This window comes from Rhizobium sp. ARZ01, assembly GCF_014851675.1.
Classification (GTDB): domain Bacteria; phylum Pseudomonadota; class Alphaproteobacteria; order Rhizobiales; family Rhizobiaceae; genus Mycoplana.
In genome coordinates this window covers 1009291-1023692 of record NZ_JACVAE010000001.1, presented here as the reverse complement: position 1 = coordinate 1023692, position 14402 = coordinate 1009291, and the positions used below count along the sequence as shown (strand labels likewise).

Here is a 14402-nt window from a genome sequence, read left to right as displayed (position 1 = left end):
GGAACTGCCTTTTTCGAGATTACCAGCGGTAGTGCGAGAATGCGCGGTTGGCGTCAGCCATCTTGTGCGTATCTTCACGCTTCTTCACTGCGCTGCCGCGGTTGTTCGCCGCATCCATGAGTTCGCCCGAGAGGCGCTCGACCATGGTCGTTTCGTTGCGCTTGCGCGCCGCTGCGATGAGCCAACGGATTGCGAGAGCCTGACGGCGCTCCGGACGAACGTCGACCGGAACCTGGTAGGTCGCACCACCGACACGACGCGAGCGCACTTCGACGTGCGGCGCAACGTTATCGAGAGCAGAATGGAACACCGTCACCGGATCCTGCTTGGACTTGCCCTGGACAACATCGAAGGCGCCGTAAACGATCGTTTCGGCGACGGACTTCTTGCCGTCCAGCATGATGGCGTTCATGAACTTGGTGACTACGAGGTCGCCGAACTTCGGGTCCGGGTTGATCTCGCGCTTTTCTGCTTTATGGCGACGGGACATACTTTTCGTCTCTCAACTTGAATTGGGTTCCAGCGAAATGGCGCCGGTTACAGGTTACTTCGGACGCTTCGCGCCATACTTGGAGCGGCGCTGCTTGCGGTTCTTGACACCCTGGGTATCGAGAACACCACGGATGATGTGATAGCGCACACCCGGAAGGTCCTTCACGCGGCCGCCACGGATCATAACGACGGAGTGCTCCTGAAGGTTATGACCTTCACCCGGGATATAACCAATGACTTCGAAGCCGTTGGTGAGGCGGATCTTGGCGACCTTACGCAGAGCCGAGTTCGGCTTCTTCGGCGTGGTCGTGTAGACGCGGGTGCATACGCCGCGCTTTTGCGGGTTCTCCTGCAGGGCAGGAACCTTGTTGCGCTTTACCTGTGCCTGACGCGGCTTACGGATCAGCTGTTGTACGGTAGGCATATAACCATCCCTTGTAATTCTCGTTACCCTTTCGGGCGGAGTTAACCGTTTCCGGCGCTTTCCACACGCTTGTGTTCATGCGCAAAACAGGACCGATCCGCTTTTGGCAGATGGCCCTCGAAGGCAGAGGACGCGCTATTCCCGCGTCATGCGTGCAGCTTTCATGTCTTCAACGTGCGTTGGAACCTTGTATGAGGCAAACTTCGATACGTGTCGTACTGAAAAAGCCAGCCTCGTATGGGCTCCGATGCGCGTGCCATCTACTGACTTAAACCCCAGGCGTCAAGGGGATCAGGGAAATATTCTTGCGCGCGGCCTATCGCAAGCCCTGAAAAGCGGGGCTTTTGCGTCACGACTGGACGTCTCTGCCGGATACTACCCTCTTCGCAGGGCCTAAGCTCTCACTTCGTGATTCTTAAGGAAGCGTCAAAAAAGAATCAATGCCAATTCTTCTCGGCTCCTCATGCCAATTAGCAATAACGGCGCGTCGCCGCGGTCGCCGCATCGCTTTCCATTTCAATGCAACGGGCGTATTGAGGTGGGCTCTCATTATCCGAAGGACAGCATCATGACCATCTCTCCCGACAACGACAACAATACCGAGGATGCCATGGTGTTCATCATCATCGGCAAGGCCTATGAGCGCGACGGAGACGCTGAAGGGATCGACATCCATGTGATGTTGCGGGCACCTGACGATGACAGTGCGGTTCGGGAGGCGCTCAACGCGCTGGCAGAGGAAGGTTTTCTCGAGGCGGACCTGGATCAGATCGGCACGCTGTCGGATGCACCTGATGACGAGCCGCATGCGTCGGCCTACCGGGGCGCGCTCGAAGGTGAGGTTGCGATCATCCGTTTTGCCTGACGTAGACAGTGGCGAGGTGGGCGCGGGTGCTGGCTGAAGGCCCCCTACTCACACCTCTTCAATGTGGCTTCGCCGACCATCGTGGGCCCCAGCGCGTTCCCTGTTCCGCGTCGATCGGCGAAGCCTTCGGGAGGCTAGACCTCCCAAGCGAGGTAGGTAGCCCCCTTTTCGTCCTCGAAGATTGCGCCCGTTACGGTTCCGCGCACCGCGACATCGCCTTCGAATTCGAACCCGCTGCCCTTGAGCAGGATTTGCCCGCCGCTGAGGTCGCGATAGACCGCAGTCGACGAGGTTTTTAGAACCAACGTATGCATGTTTGCATTGATGACATCACCCAACTGCGGTTCAGTAGGGTGCAGTATGCATGCTTCTGTATCTGCCATTTACTTCCCCTCTGATATTTATTGCGGCACAATTTTGACATGTATAGAGATGCATTCACCACCCCCATTTGGGGGAGAACGCTACTAAAATTGTTGCACGCTCGGACTTGACAAACGGGTAGTTGGTGATCGCGGCGTCCGGCTTCGTACTCATGAGAACTTAACGACCAAACAGAACGTAAAAACGCCCGGATTTCTCCGGGCGTTTTGCACTTGTCAATTCTTCCGGCGCGACAGATGGGCTCACGCCCTTCCGCAACCTTACTCAGCAGCCGGAACGCTCTCGCCTTCCGCCATGTCGGCAAGCATCGGAGTCGCAATAGCAGCCCCGGTCGACTTACGGCGCTCGTCGAGGATCATCTCGTCGCGCGCGGTAGCGATGCGGCGGATCTGGGTCATGGTTCCGCCCGTACCGGCCGGGATGAGACGGCCGACGATGACGTTCTCCTTCAGACCCTGCAGGCCATCCATCTTGCCGGCGATCGCGGCTTCCGTCAGCACCTTCGTCGTTTCCTGGAAGGATGCGGCGGAGATGAAGGACGGGGTCTGCAGCGACGCCTTGGTGATGCCGAGCAGCACCGGATCGCCGAAGGCGGGCTTCTTGCCTTCCTCGATCAGGCGGTCGTTGACATCTTCCAGTTCGATCCGGTCGACATTGTCGCCAACGATGTAGGTGCTGTCGCCGGCATCGGTGATCTCGACCTTCTGCAGCATCTGGCGAACGATCACCTCGATGTGCTTGTCGTTGATCACAACGCCCTGCAACCGGTAGACCTCCTGGATTTCGTTCACGAGGTAGGAAGCGAGTGCTTCCACGCCCTTGATCGCCAGGATGTCGTGCGGCGCCGGGTTGCCGTCGAGGATGTAGTCACCCTTTTCGATGTAGTCGCCATCCTGAAGATGGAAGGGCTTGCCCTTCGGGATCAGGTACTCGACCGGCTCGACGCCGTCTTCCGCGGGCTCGATGGTGATGCGTCGCTTGTTCTTGTAGTCGCGGCCGAAGCGAACCGTACCGTCGATCTCGGCGATAACGGCGTGATCCTTCGGACGGCGGGCTTCGAACAGTTCGGCAACGCGCGGCAGACCACCAGTGATGTCCTTGGTCTTGGCGCTTTCCAGCGGCGAACGGGCAAGCACGTCACCCTGGGAGACCTTCTGGCCGGGCTCGACGGAGAGGATCGCATCGACCGACAGCATGAAGCGGGCTTCGCCACCGCGGGCAAGCTTGGCGACAGCGCCGTTCTTGTCCTTGATAACGATCGCAGGCTTCAGGTCCGTGCCACGCGGCGTCGAACGCCAGTCGATGACCTGGCGCTTGGTGATGCCGGTGGACTCGTCGGTTGCTTCCAGAACGGAAATACCGTCCACCACGTCCTCGAAGTGCACAGTGCCTTCCACTTCCGTCATCATCGGACGGGTGTAGGGGTCCCACTCGGCGAGACGCTGGCCGCGCTTCACCTTGTCGCCGTCGTCAACGAAGATCTTCGAACCGTAAGCAACGCGCTGCGAGGAACGCTCAACGCCACGCTCGTCGAGGATGGTGACCGCCATGTTACGGCCCATCGCGACGAGGTTACCGTCGGAGTTGCGCAGCATGTTGCGGTTCTTCATCTGCACCGTGCCTTCATACGATGCTTCCAGGAACGACTGGTCGACCACGGTCGCCGTGCCGCCAAGGTGGAAGGTACGCATGGTGAGCTGGGTGCCCGGTTCACCGATCGACTGTGCCGCGATGACACCAACGGCTTCGCCCATGTTGACGGGTGTGCCACGTGCAAGGTCGCGACCGTAGCAGACGCCGCAGACGCCGGTCTGGATTTCGCAAGTCAGCGCCGAGCGGATGCGGATCGACTGGATACCAGCCTTCTCGATCTCGACGACGTCGGCCTCGAGGATCATCTTGCCCGCATCGACGATGCGCGCACCCGTGACTGGGTGATCGATGTCGTCAAGTGCGGTACGGCCGAGAACGCGAGTGCCGATCGAAGCCACGACCTGACCGGCGTCGACGATGGCCGTCATAGTCAGGCCCTTGTCGGTGCCGCAATCGACGGAATTGACGATGCAATCCTGCGCCACGTCGACCAGACGACGGGTCAGGTAACCCGAATTCGCCGTCTTCAAGGCGGTATCTGCCAGACCCTTACGGGCACCGTGCGTCGAGTTGAAGTACTCGTTCACGGTCAGGCCTTCCTTGAAGTTCGAGATGATCGGCGTCTCGATAATCTCGCCCGACGGCTTGGCCATGAGGCCGCGCATGCCGCCCAGCTGACGCATCTGGTTCGGAGAACCACGCGCACCGGAGTGGGACATCATGTAGATCGCATTCATCGGCTTCTGGCGACCGGTCTCGGCGTCGAATTCAACGGCCTTGATGCGGGCCATCATATCGTCCGCGACCTTTTCGGTTGCCTTGCCCCAGGCGTCGACGACCTTGTTGTACTTCTCGCCCTGGGTGATCAGGCCGTCGTTGTACTGCTGCTCGTATTCCTTCACGAGTGCTTCGGTGTCGCCGACGATCTTGGCCTTGGTGTCCGGGATCACCATGTCGTCCTTGCCGAACGAAATGCCGGCGCGGCAGGCATGGGCGAAGCCGAGCTGCATGATCCGGTCGCAGAAGATGACCGTGTCCTTCTGGCCGCAGTGACGGTAGACCGTGTCGATCATCTTGGAGATGTTCTTCTTCGTCATTTCCTGGTTGCAGATGTCGAAGGGAACGTTGACGTTCTTCGGCAGCAGTTCACCGATCAACAGACGACCCGGGGTCGTTTCATAGATCTTCGAAACCGGGTTGCCCTCGGCGTCGACGGTCTTGTAGCGCCCCTTGATCTTGGCGTGCAGCGTCACGGACTTGGTTTCAAGCGCGTGCTGCAGTTCGCCGAGATCGGAGAAGGCCATGCCTTCGCCCGGTTCGTTCTGGTTCATGATCGACAGGTAGTACAGGCCGAGAACCATGTCCTGCGACGGCACGATGATCGGTGCACCGTTTGCCGGATGCAGGATGTTGTTCGTCGACATCATCAGCACGCGGGCTTCGAGCTGGGCTTCGAGCGACAGCGGCACGTGAACGGCCATCTGGTCACCGTCGAAGTCGGCGTTGAAGGCAGTGCAGACAAGCGGATGCAGCTGGATCGCCTTGCCTTCGACTAGGATCGGTTCGAAGGCCTGGATGCCCAGGCGGTGCAGCGTCGGTGCGCGGTTCAAGAGAACCGGATGCTCGCGGATGACCTCGTCGAGGATATCCCAGACTTCCGGCTTTTCCTTTTCGACAAGCTTCTTGGCCTGCTTGACGGTCGAGGAGAAACCCTTCGCGTCGAGGCGGGCGTAGATGAACGGCTTGAATAGCTCAAGCGCCATCTTCTTCGGCAGACCGCACTGGTGCAGCTTCAGTTCCGGACCGGTCACGATGACCGAACGGCCGGAATAGTCGACGCGCTTGCCGAGCAGGTTCTGGCGGAAGCGGCCCTGCTTGCCCTTCAGCATGTCGGAGAGCGACTTCAGCGGACGCTTGTTGGCACCCGTGATGACGCGGCCGCGACGGCCGTTGTCGAACAGCGCATCGACAGATTCCTGCAGCATGCGCTTTTCGTTGCGGATGATGATACCCGGGGCGCGCAGTTCGATCAGCCGCTTCAGACGGTTGTTACGGTTGATGACGCGGCGGTACAGGTCGTTGAGGTCAGAGGTCGCGAAGCGACCGCCGTCCAGCGGAACCAGCGGACGCAGATCCGGCGGGATCACCGGAACGACCTTCATGATCATCCATTCCGGACGGTTGCCGGACTCCATGAAGTTCTCGACGATCTTCAAGCGCTTCATCAGCTTCTTCTGCTTGAGATCCGAGGTGGTGCTGGCAAGCTCACTGCGCAGATCGCCAGCAATCTTTTCGAGGTTCATCGAAGCGAGCATCTCGTAGATCGCCTCGGCGCCGATCATGGCCGTGAACTGGTCTTCACCATATTCATCGACGGCGATCATGTACTCTTCTTCGGAAAGAAGCTGGTTTTCCTTCAGCGCCGTCAGGCCCGGCTCGGTGACGATGTAGTTCTCGAAGTAGAGAACACGCTCGACATCCTTCAGCGTCATGTCGAGCAGCGTCGCGATGCGCGAGGGCAGCGACTTCAGGAACCAGATGTGGGCAACAGGCGCTGCGAGCTCGATATGGCCCATGCGCTCGCGGCGAACGCGCGACAGCGTGACTTCGACGCCGCACTTTTCGCAGATGATGCCCTTGTACTTCATGCGCTTGTACTTGCCGCACAGGCACTCGTAGTCCTTGATCGGCCCGAAGATGCGCGCGCAGAAGAGACCGTCACGTTCCGGCTTGAACGTACGGTAGTTGATCGTCTCCGGCTTCTTGATCTCGCCATAAGACCAGGAAAGAATCTTCTCCGGCGACGCGATCGAAATCCGGATGGAATCGAAGGTCTGTGCAGGCACCTGCGGATTGAAAAGATTCATGACCTCTTGGTTCATGCCTGTCTCCTTTGTGGGCCTGAGGCCCTCAGCTTAGCGGGCGAATGCGGCGATACCCGGGTGCCGCAATGCCGCTTGAAACGGATAGTGCCGCTTCCGAAGAAGCGGCCAAGCCCCCTGCCCGCCGCTGGCGGCGGACCAGGGAACAGTGCGCGCTGTCTGGCAACGCGCACTGTTGAAGCTTATTCGGCAGCGTCCGGAAGCTGGGCTTCGCCGGTCGACTCGACCTTCGAATTCTCCAGCTCGACCGACAGACCCAGCGAGCGCATTTCCTTGACGAGAACGTTGAAGCTCTCGGGAATGCCGGCCTCGAAGGTGTCGTCGCCACGAACGATCGCCTCGTAGACCTTGGTGCGGCCTGCCACGTCGTCCGACTTCACCGTCAGCATTTCCTGCAGGGTGTAGGCGGCGCCGTAAGCTTCCAGTGCCCAGACCTCCATTTCCCCGAAGCGCTGACCGCCGAACTGCGCCTTGCCACCGAGCGGCTGCTGGGTCACGAGCGAGTACGGGCCGATCGAACGGGCGTGGATCTTGTCGTCCACGAGGTGGTTCAGCTTGAGCATGTAGATGTAGCCGACGGTGACCTGGCGGTCGAACTGGTCGCCGGTACGGCCGTCGTAGAGCGTCGATTGACCGGACACCTTGAGGCCGGCCTGCTCGAGCATCTCGTTGACGTCCTTCTCGACGGCGCCGTCGAAGACCGGGGTCGCGATGGAAACGCCGCGGCGGGTCTGTTCGGCCAGCTTGACGATCGATTCATCGTCGTACTGCTTGATCGGCTCACCCTTGGGACCGGATCCGATGACGCTGTCGATCGTGTCGCGCAACGGCTTGATGTCGGCGCCTGCCTTGTAGGCGTCCAGCATCTCGCCGATCTGCTTGCCCATGCCGGCGCAAGCCCAACCGAGGTGCGTCTCCAGGATCTGGCCGACGTTCATGCGCGAAGGCACGCCCAACGGGTTCAGCACGATGTCGACATGCGTGCCGTCTTCGAGGAACGGCATGTCCTCGACCGGAACGATGCGCGATACGACACCCTTGTTGCCGTGACGGCCGGCCATCTTGTCACCCGGCTGGATCTTGCGCTTCACGGCAACGAAGACCTTGACCATCTTCATCACGCCCGGAGGCATTTCGTCACCGCGCTGGACCTTCTCGACCTTGTCCATGAAGCGCTGTTCAAGGCGCGACTTGGACTCGTCGTACTGGCCACGAAGCGCTTCGATCTCGCCCTGTGCCTTTTCGTCCTCGACAGCGAACATCCACCACTGCGAGCGGGGATATTCGGAGATGACGGCGTTGGAGAGCTCGGTGCCCTTCTTGAAGCCCTTAGGACCGGCAACAGCCACGTGACCACGCAGCATGTCGATCAGACGACCATAGACGTTGCGGTCCAGGATTGCCTGCTCGTCATCGCGGTCCTTGGCAAGACGCTCGATTTCCTCGCGCTCGATCGCCATCGCGCGCTCGTCCTTCTCCACGCCGTGGCGGTTGAAGACGCGAACTTCGACGACGGTACCGAAGGTGCCCGGCGGCATGCGCATGGAGGTATCGCGGACGTCGGAAGCCTTCTCACCGAAGATGGCGCGCAGAAGCTTCTCTTCCGGCGTCATCGGGCTTTCGCCCTTCGGCGTGATCTTGCCGACGAGGATATCGCCCGGCTGAACTTCGGCGCCGATGTAGACGATACCAGCTTCATCAAGGTTCTTCAGCGCCTCTTCCGAAACGTTCGGAATGTCGCGCGTGATTTCTTCCGGACCAAGCTTGGTGTCACGCGCCATCACTTCGAATTCCTCGATGTGGATGGAGGTGAAGACGTCGTCGGACACGATGCGCTCGGAAAGCAGGATCGAGTCTTCATAGTTGTAGCCGTTCCAGGGCATGAACGCGACGAGCGCGTTGCGGCCGAGCGCCAGATCGCCGAGGTCAGTCGACGGACCGTCAGCGATGATGTCACCCTTGTTCAGAACGTCACCGACGGTGACCAGCGGACGCTGGTTGACGCAGGTGTTCTGGTTCGAACGCTGGAACTTCTGCAGACGGTAGATGTCGACGCCGGACTTGCCCGGATCGAGATCTTCGGTCGCCCGGATAACGATACGGGTCGCATCGACCTGGTCGACTACACCGCCGCGGCGTGCCGCGATAGCCGCGCCGGAGTCACGAGCGACGACCGGCTCCATGCCGGTGCCGACGAACGGCGCTTCCGCCCGCAGGAGCGGAACGGCCTGACGCTGCATGTTCGAGCCCATGAGCGCGCGGTTCGCGTCGTCGTTCTCAAGGAACGGAATGAGCGCGGCCGCGACCGAAACGAGCTGCTTCGGCGAAACGTCCATCAGGTTGATCTGGTCGCGCGGCGACAGCATGACTTCGCCGGCGTGACGGCAAACGACGAACTCTTCCTCGAACTCGCCATCGGCGTTCAGCACCGAGTTCGCCTGAGCGACGTGGTACTTCGCCTCTTCCATCGCCGACAGATAGACGACGTCGGTCGTCACCTTGCCGTCGACGATCTTGCGGTACGGGCTCTCGATGAAGCCGTACTTGTTGACGCGGGCAAAGGTGGCAAGCGAGTTGATCAGACCGATGTTCGGGCCCTCAGGCGTTTCGATCGGGCAGATACGGCCGTAGTGGGTCGGGTGAACGTCGCGGACTTCGAAGCCGGCGCGCTCGCGGGTCAGACCGCCCGGGCCAAGAGCCGAAAGACGGCGCTTGTGGGTGATCTCCGAAAGCGGGTTCACCTGGTCCATGAACTGCGACAGCTGCGAGGAGCCGAAGAATTCACGAACGGCGGCGGCGGCCGGCTTGGCGTTGATCAGGTCCTGCGGCATGACCGTATCGATCTCGATCGACGACATGCGCTCCTTGATGGCGCGCTCCATGCGCAGCAGACCCAGGCGATACTGGTTCTCCATCAACTCACCGACCGAACGGACACGGCGGTTGCCGAGGTTGTCGATGTCGTCGATCTCGCCCTTGCCGTCGCGCAGGTCGACGAGCATCTTCACAACGGCCAGGATGTCTTCCATGCGCAGGACGCGAACGGTGTCTGCGACGTCGAGGTCGAGACGCATGTTCATCTTGACGCGGCCAACGGCCGAAAGGTCGTAGCGCTCGGCGTCAAAGAACAGCGACTGGAACATGGCCTCAGCCGAGTCCATCGTCGGCGGTTCGCCCGGACGCATGACGCGGTAGATGTCGAATAGAGCGTCCTGACGGTTTTCGTTCTTGTCGACGTTGAGCGTGTTGCGGATATAGGCACCCACGTTGATGTGGTCGATGTCGAGGACAGGAATCTCGTCGAAGCCCGCAGCCAGGATGACCGGCAAAGTCTTCTCGTCGATCTCGTCGCCGGCTTCCAGGTAGATTTCACCCGTGCCGTAGTTGACGACGTCTTCGGCCAGGTAATTGCCGTACAGGTCGTCGTCGGTCGCCTTGAGCGCCTTGAGGCCCTTCTCCGTCAGCTGCTTCAGCAGCCGCGGGGTCAGCTTCTTGCCGGCCTCGACCACGACTTCGCCGGTATCGGCGTCGATCATGTCAACGACGGCCTTCTGCCCCTTCAGCGCTTCCGGATGGAACGGCACGCGCCAGCCTTCGCCGTCGCGCTGATAGAGCGACTTCGTGTAGAAGGTCGACAGGATTTCCTCGCCGTCCATGCCGAGCGCCATCAGCAGCGATGTCACCGGGATCTTGCGGCGACGGTCGATACGGGCGTGCACGATGTCCTTGGCGTCGAACTCGATGTCGAGCCAGGAGCCGCGGTAAGGAATCACGCGGGCAGCAAACAGAAGCTTGCCGGAAGAGTGGCTCTTGCCCTTGTCGTGGTCGAAGAAGACGCCCGGCGAACGGTGCATCTGCGAGACGATGACGCGCTCGGTGCCGTTGACGATGAAGGTACCGTTGTCCGTCATGAGCGGCATGTCGCCCATGTAGACGTTCTGTTCCTTGATGTCCTTGATCGACTTCGCGCCGGTATCCTCGTCGATATCGAACACGATCAGACGCAACGTCACCTTCAGGGGCGCTGCATAGGTCAAGTCGCGCTGGCGGCACTCCTCCACGTCGAACTTCGGCGGCTCGAACTCGTAGGAAACGAATTCCAGCATCGAAGCGCCGGAAAAGTCGGTGATCGGGAAGACCGACTTGAAAACTGTCTGGAGACCCTCGTCCGGGCGACCGCCCGCGGGCTCCTCGACCATCAGGAACTGGTCATACGATGCCTTCTGAACCTCGATGAGGTTCGGCATCTCTGCTACTTCGGGGATTTTACCAAAAAACTTGCGTACGCGCCTACGACCGTTAAACGAAAGGGTCTGAGCCATCGTCGCTCCTTCAAATTTGTGCATCCGGGCCTGCAACGGACGGGGTTCGCTGGCCAGTCGATCCCGTCAATCAATGGGTATTCTCAATCTCGTTCTGCCTCCCGAAGACGCCGGCCGGATTGCCTTTCGCTTCGGTTCAGAACCATCCTCTTGAAGAACCCATTACCCAAAAGCCGTTTCACCGGCTTTTGGGTAATCAGTTCAAGAGAAACTTTGACAGGAGAGGACCTGAAGGCCCTCTCCCATCGCAGTATCAATATTACTTGACGTCGACCTTGGCGCCGGCTTCCTCAAGCTTCTTCTTGAGGTCAGCAGCTTCGGCCTTGGAAACAGCTTCCTTGACCGGCTTCGGAGCGCCTTCGACGAGGTCCTTGGCTTCCTTGAGGCCCAGGCCGGTGATGGCGCGGACTTCCTTGATGACGTTGATCTTGTTGGCGCCGGCGTCGACGAGGATAACGTCGAACTCAGTCTTTTCTTCTTCAGCAGCAGCCGGAGCAGCGCCACCGCCAACGGCAGCAACAGCTACGGGAGCAGCAGCCGAAACGCCCCACTTTTCTTCGAGCATCTTGGAAAGCTCAGCAGCTTCCAGGACGGTCAGCGAGGAGAGGTCTTCAACGATCTTTGCGAGATCAGCCATTTTGGTAGTTCCTTTTGTTCGGTTCGAACTGGGTTGTTTGATTTACAGCGAAAAACCGCCTTACGCGGCTTCGTCCTTCTTGGCGTAGGCTGCGAACACGCGAGCAAGCTGGCTTGCCGGTGCTGCAACGACCGTGGCGACGCGCGTTGCCGGGGCATTCAGCAGGCCCAGCAGCTTCGCACGCAGCTCGTCCAACGACGGCAGGGTCGCAAGCGACTTGACTGCATCGGCGTCGAGCGTGGTCGCACCCATGGCACCACCGAGAACAACGAGCTTGTCGTTGGTCTTGGCGAATTCCATGGCAACCTTCGGAGCGATCATCGGATCATTTGCGTATGCAATGAGCGTCTGACCCTGGAAGAGATCAGACATCCCTTCCGACTCCGTACCCTGAAGGGCAATCTTGGCCAGGCGGTTCTTCGCGACTTTGACGGTTCCGCCCGCAGCACGCATCTTCGTACGAAGATCGTTCATCTGCGCAACGGTGATACCGGCATAGCGGGCCACGACAACCGAACCGGAAGCCTTGAAGACTTCGTTCAGCTCCGTGACGAATTCGCGTTTTTCCGCTCTTTCCACTGCCTATCTCCAGTTGACGGGGCTACGGACTTCCGCAGACCCCATCGGGTTTGCCTTTGCCGCCAGGGATCTTCTTTCGAAAATCCCGAGCGACGCTCGAGGATCCTGTCCCCTCGCGCTCGACCATATCGGCCGGGGCACAAGGCAAGGTAGGTTCGAACCGAATTCTTTCCGCGCATCTCTGCGGGGTAAAATCCAGGTCTTACCCGTCTCATGCAGGCAAAGTGATTAAGGGATAACCACCTGCAATCTCGGACAGGAGTTCCGGGTTGCCCCGGAAATTCCCGGCCAGACATGACCGGGAATTCTTGGTGTCGCCAGACCGAGGTCCGGCGAAAATCATTAGGCCGTTACGGTCGACGGGTCGATCTTGACGCCCGGGCCCATGGTCGAGGAGATCGCTACGCGCTTGACGTAGTTACCCTTCGCGCCAGCCGGCTTCGCCTTGATGACGGCATCAGCGAAGGCCTTGATGTTTTCTTCGAGCGCCTTGGCGTCGAAGGAAGCCTTGCCGATACCGGCGTGAATGATACCGGCCTTCTCGACGCGGAACTCGACAGCGCCGCCCTTGGACGCCTTGACAGCGCCGGCGACGTCCATCGTCACCGTGCCGACCTTCGGGTTCGGCATCATGCCACGCGGGCCGAGGACCTTACCGAGACGGCCGACGAGCGGCATCATGTCCGGGGTCGCGATGCAGCGATCGAAGTCAATCTTGCCGCCCTGGACGATCTCCAGCAGGTCTTCCGCACCAACGATGTCCGCACCAGCAGCCTTGGCCTCGTCGGCCTTGGCGCCACGTGCAAACACGGCAACGCGAACCGAGCGGCCCGTGCCGTTCGGCAGGTTAACGACGCCGCGGACCATCTGGTCTGCGTGACGCGGGTCAACGCCGAGGTTCATGGCGATTTCGACGGTTTCGTCGAATTTCGCCACCGCCCGCTCCTTGACCAGAGCGATGGCATCGCCGAGTGCGACGAGCTTGGTCGGATCGATCCCTTCACGGATCTTCTGGATACGCTTTGCAATCTTCGCCATGGTCTCAGCCCACCACTTCCAGGCCCATGGAGCGAGCCGAGCCCGCGACCATCGCCATTGCGCCTTCTACGTCGGCAGCATTCAGGTCCTTCATCTTGGCTTCGGCGATCTTGCGGACCTGAGCCTCAGTGATGGTGCCTGCCTTTGCCTTGCCCGGGGTCTTGGAACCCGACTTCAGACCAGCTTCCTTCTTGAGGAAGTAGGTTACCGGCGGCTGCTTCATGACGAAGGTGAAGGACTTGTCCTGGTAATAGGTGATGACGACCGGGATCGGCATACCTTTTTCCATTTCCTGCGTGGCGGCATTGAACGCCTTGCAGAATTCCATGATGTTAATGCCACGCTGACCAAGCGCAGGGCCGATCGGCGGGGACGGGTTTGCCGATCCTGCCGAAACCTGCAGCTTGAGCTGGCCTGCAACTTTCTTAGCCATTTCTCTCTGCCTTTCTGTACGCGACCGGTTGCCCGGTCATTCATGCCACCCCAAAAGGGGCAGCGGCTGCGGTTGCGTGGTGCGGAACATGGCACCCGGCTTCAGGCGCCCATCCTTCCACGCGAGTTGCGGGGTTACCCGCACCGGCGCCACAAGAGCGCCGGAACTTGCCGCGCCGCCACAGAGCCAAGCCCGGGCGGCGCCTTTGATCAGATCTTCTCGACCTGGCCGTATTCCAACTCGACCGGCGTAGCGCGACCGAAGATCGACACCTCGACCTTGAGGCGCGAACGCTCTTCATCCACGTCCTGGACAATGCCATTGAAGGACGCGAACGGACCGTCGGAAACGCGAACCTGCTCGCCGATCTCGAAAGAAATCGAAGGCTTCGGCCGATCGACGCCTTCCTGCACCTGCCCGAGAATCCGCTCAGCCTCATGATCCGGAATCGGAACGGGCTTGTTGTCGGAACCAAGGAAGCCGGTCACTTTCGGCGTGTTCTTGATGAGATGATAGGCCTCATCCGTCAGGTTGGCGCGCACGAGCACATAGCCCGGGAAGAACTTGCGCTCAGCGTCGACCTTGCGGCCACGACGCACTTCAACAACCTTCTCGGTCGGCACCAAAATCTTCTCAAAGAGATGCTCAAGCCCCTTCTGGCGAGCCTTCTCCTCGATCGATTCGGCGACCTTCTTCTCGAAATTCGAATAGGCGTGAACGATATACCAACGCGAAGCCATGCTCATCTCCACC

Annotated in this window: 11 protein-coding genes; 1 reads left to right on the top strand and 10 read right to left on the bottom strand. The window is 60.1% G+C overall.

Translation table 11 applies throughout. The features are described from left to right. Window positions 1-19: 19 nt before the first annotated feature. A complete protein-coding gene (gene rpsG, locus IB238_RS04835) occupies window positions 20-490 on the bottom strand; it encodes a 30S ribosomal protein S7 (RefSeq protein WP_192244053.1) in 471 nt (156 codons plus the stop codon). A gap of 54 nt (window positions 491-544) precedes the next feature. Further along, window positions 545-916, bottom strand: coding sequence for a 30S ribosomal protein S12 (rpsL, locus tag IB238_RS04830; RefSeq protein WP_108001311.1), 372 nt, complete (start codon window positions 914-916; stop codon window positions 545-547). A gap of 568 nt (window positions 917-1484) precedes the next feature. Here rpsL and IB238_RS04825 point away from each other — a divergent pair. Continuing rightward, complete coding sequence (locus tag IB238_RS04825) at window positions 1485-1781, top strand: transcriptional regulator (protein WP_192244052.1); 297 nt, start codon at window positions 1485-1487, stop codon at window positions 1779-1781. 134 nt (window positions 1782-1915) lie between these two features. Here the strand turns inward: IB238_RS04825 and IB238_RS04820 are convergent, their stop codons facing one another. From IB238_RS04820 to nusG, 8 genes are all read right to left on the bottom strand, one after another. Continuing rightward, the gene (locus IB238_RS04820) at window positions 1916-2164 is read right to left on the bottom strand and encodes a hypothetical protein (protein ID WP_192244050.1); all 249 of its coding nucleotides are present in this window, start codon (window positions 2162-2164) and stop codon (window positions 1916-1918) included. A gap of 261 nt (window positions 2165-2425) precedes the next feature. After that, on the bottom strand, window positions 2426-6640 hold the full coding sequence (gene rpoC / locus IB238_RS04815; protein ID WP_192244048.1) for a DNA-directed RNA polymerase subunit beta': 4215 nt from the start codon (window positions 6638-6640) through the stop codon (window positions 2426-2428). 182 nt (window positions 6641-6822) lie between these two features. Next, a complete protein-coding gene (gene rpoB, locus IB238_RS04810) occupies window positions 6823-10962 on the bottom strand; it encodes a DNA-directed RNA polymerase subunit beta (RefSeq protein ID WP_192244046.1) in 4140 nt (1379 codons plus the stop codon). Window positions 10963-11221: 259 nt separating this feature from the next. Then, entirely contained in the window at window positions 11222-11599 is a 378-nt protein-coding gene (gene rplL / locus IB238_RS04805; RefSeq protein ID WP_192244044.1) for a 50S ribosomal protein L7/L12, read from the bottom strand. Between the two features lie 60 nt (window positions 11600-11659). Beyond that, window positions 11660-12178, bottom strand: a complete 519-nt coding sequence (gene rplJ / locus IB238_RS04800; RefSeq protein ID WP_192244042.1) for a 50S ribosomal protein L10 — start codon at window positions 12176-12178, stop codon at window positions 11660-11662. A 342-nt stretch (window positions 12179-12520) separates the two neighbouring features. Continuing rightward, window positions 12521-13216 (bottom strand): 50S ribosomal protein L1, encoded by a 696-nt coding sequence (gene rplA / locus IB238_RS04795; protein ID WP_192244040.1) that lies wholly within the window; start codon window positions 13214-13216, stop codon window positions 12521-12523. 4 nt (window positions 13217-13220) lie between these two features. Continuing rightward, a complete protein-coding gene (rplK, locus tag IB238_RS04790) occupies window positions 13221-13649 on the bottom strand; it encodes a 50S ribosomal protein L11 (protein ID WP_192244038.1) in 429 nt (142 codons plus the stop codon). Window positions 13650-13858: 209 nt separating this feature from the next. Continuing rightward, a complete protein-coding gene (nusG, locus tag IB238_RS04785) occupies window positions 13859-14389 on the bottom strand; it encodes a transcription termination/antitermination protein NusG (protein WP_108001303.1) in 531 nt (176 codons plus the stop codon). Window positions 14390-14402: the final 13 nt, after the last annotated feature.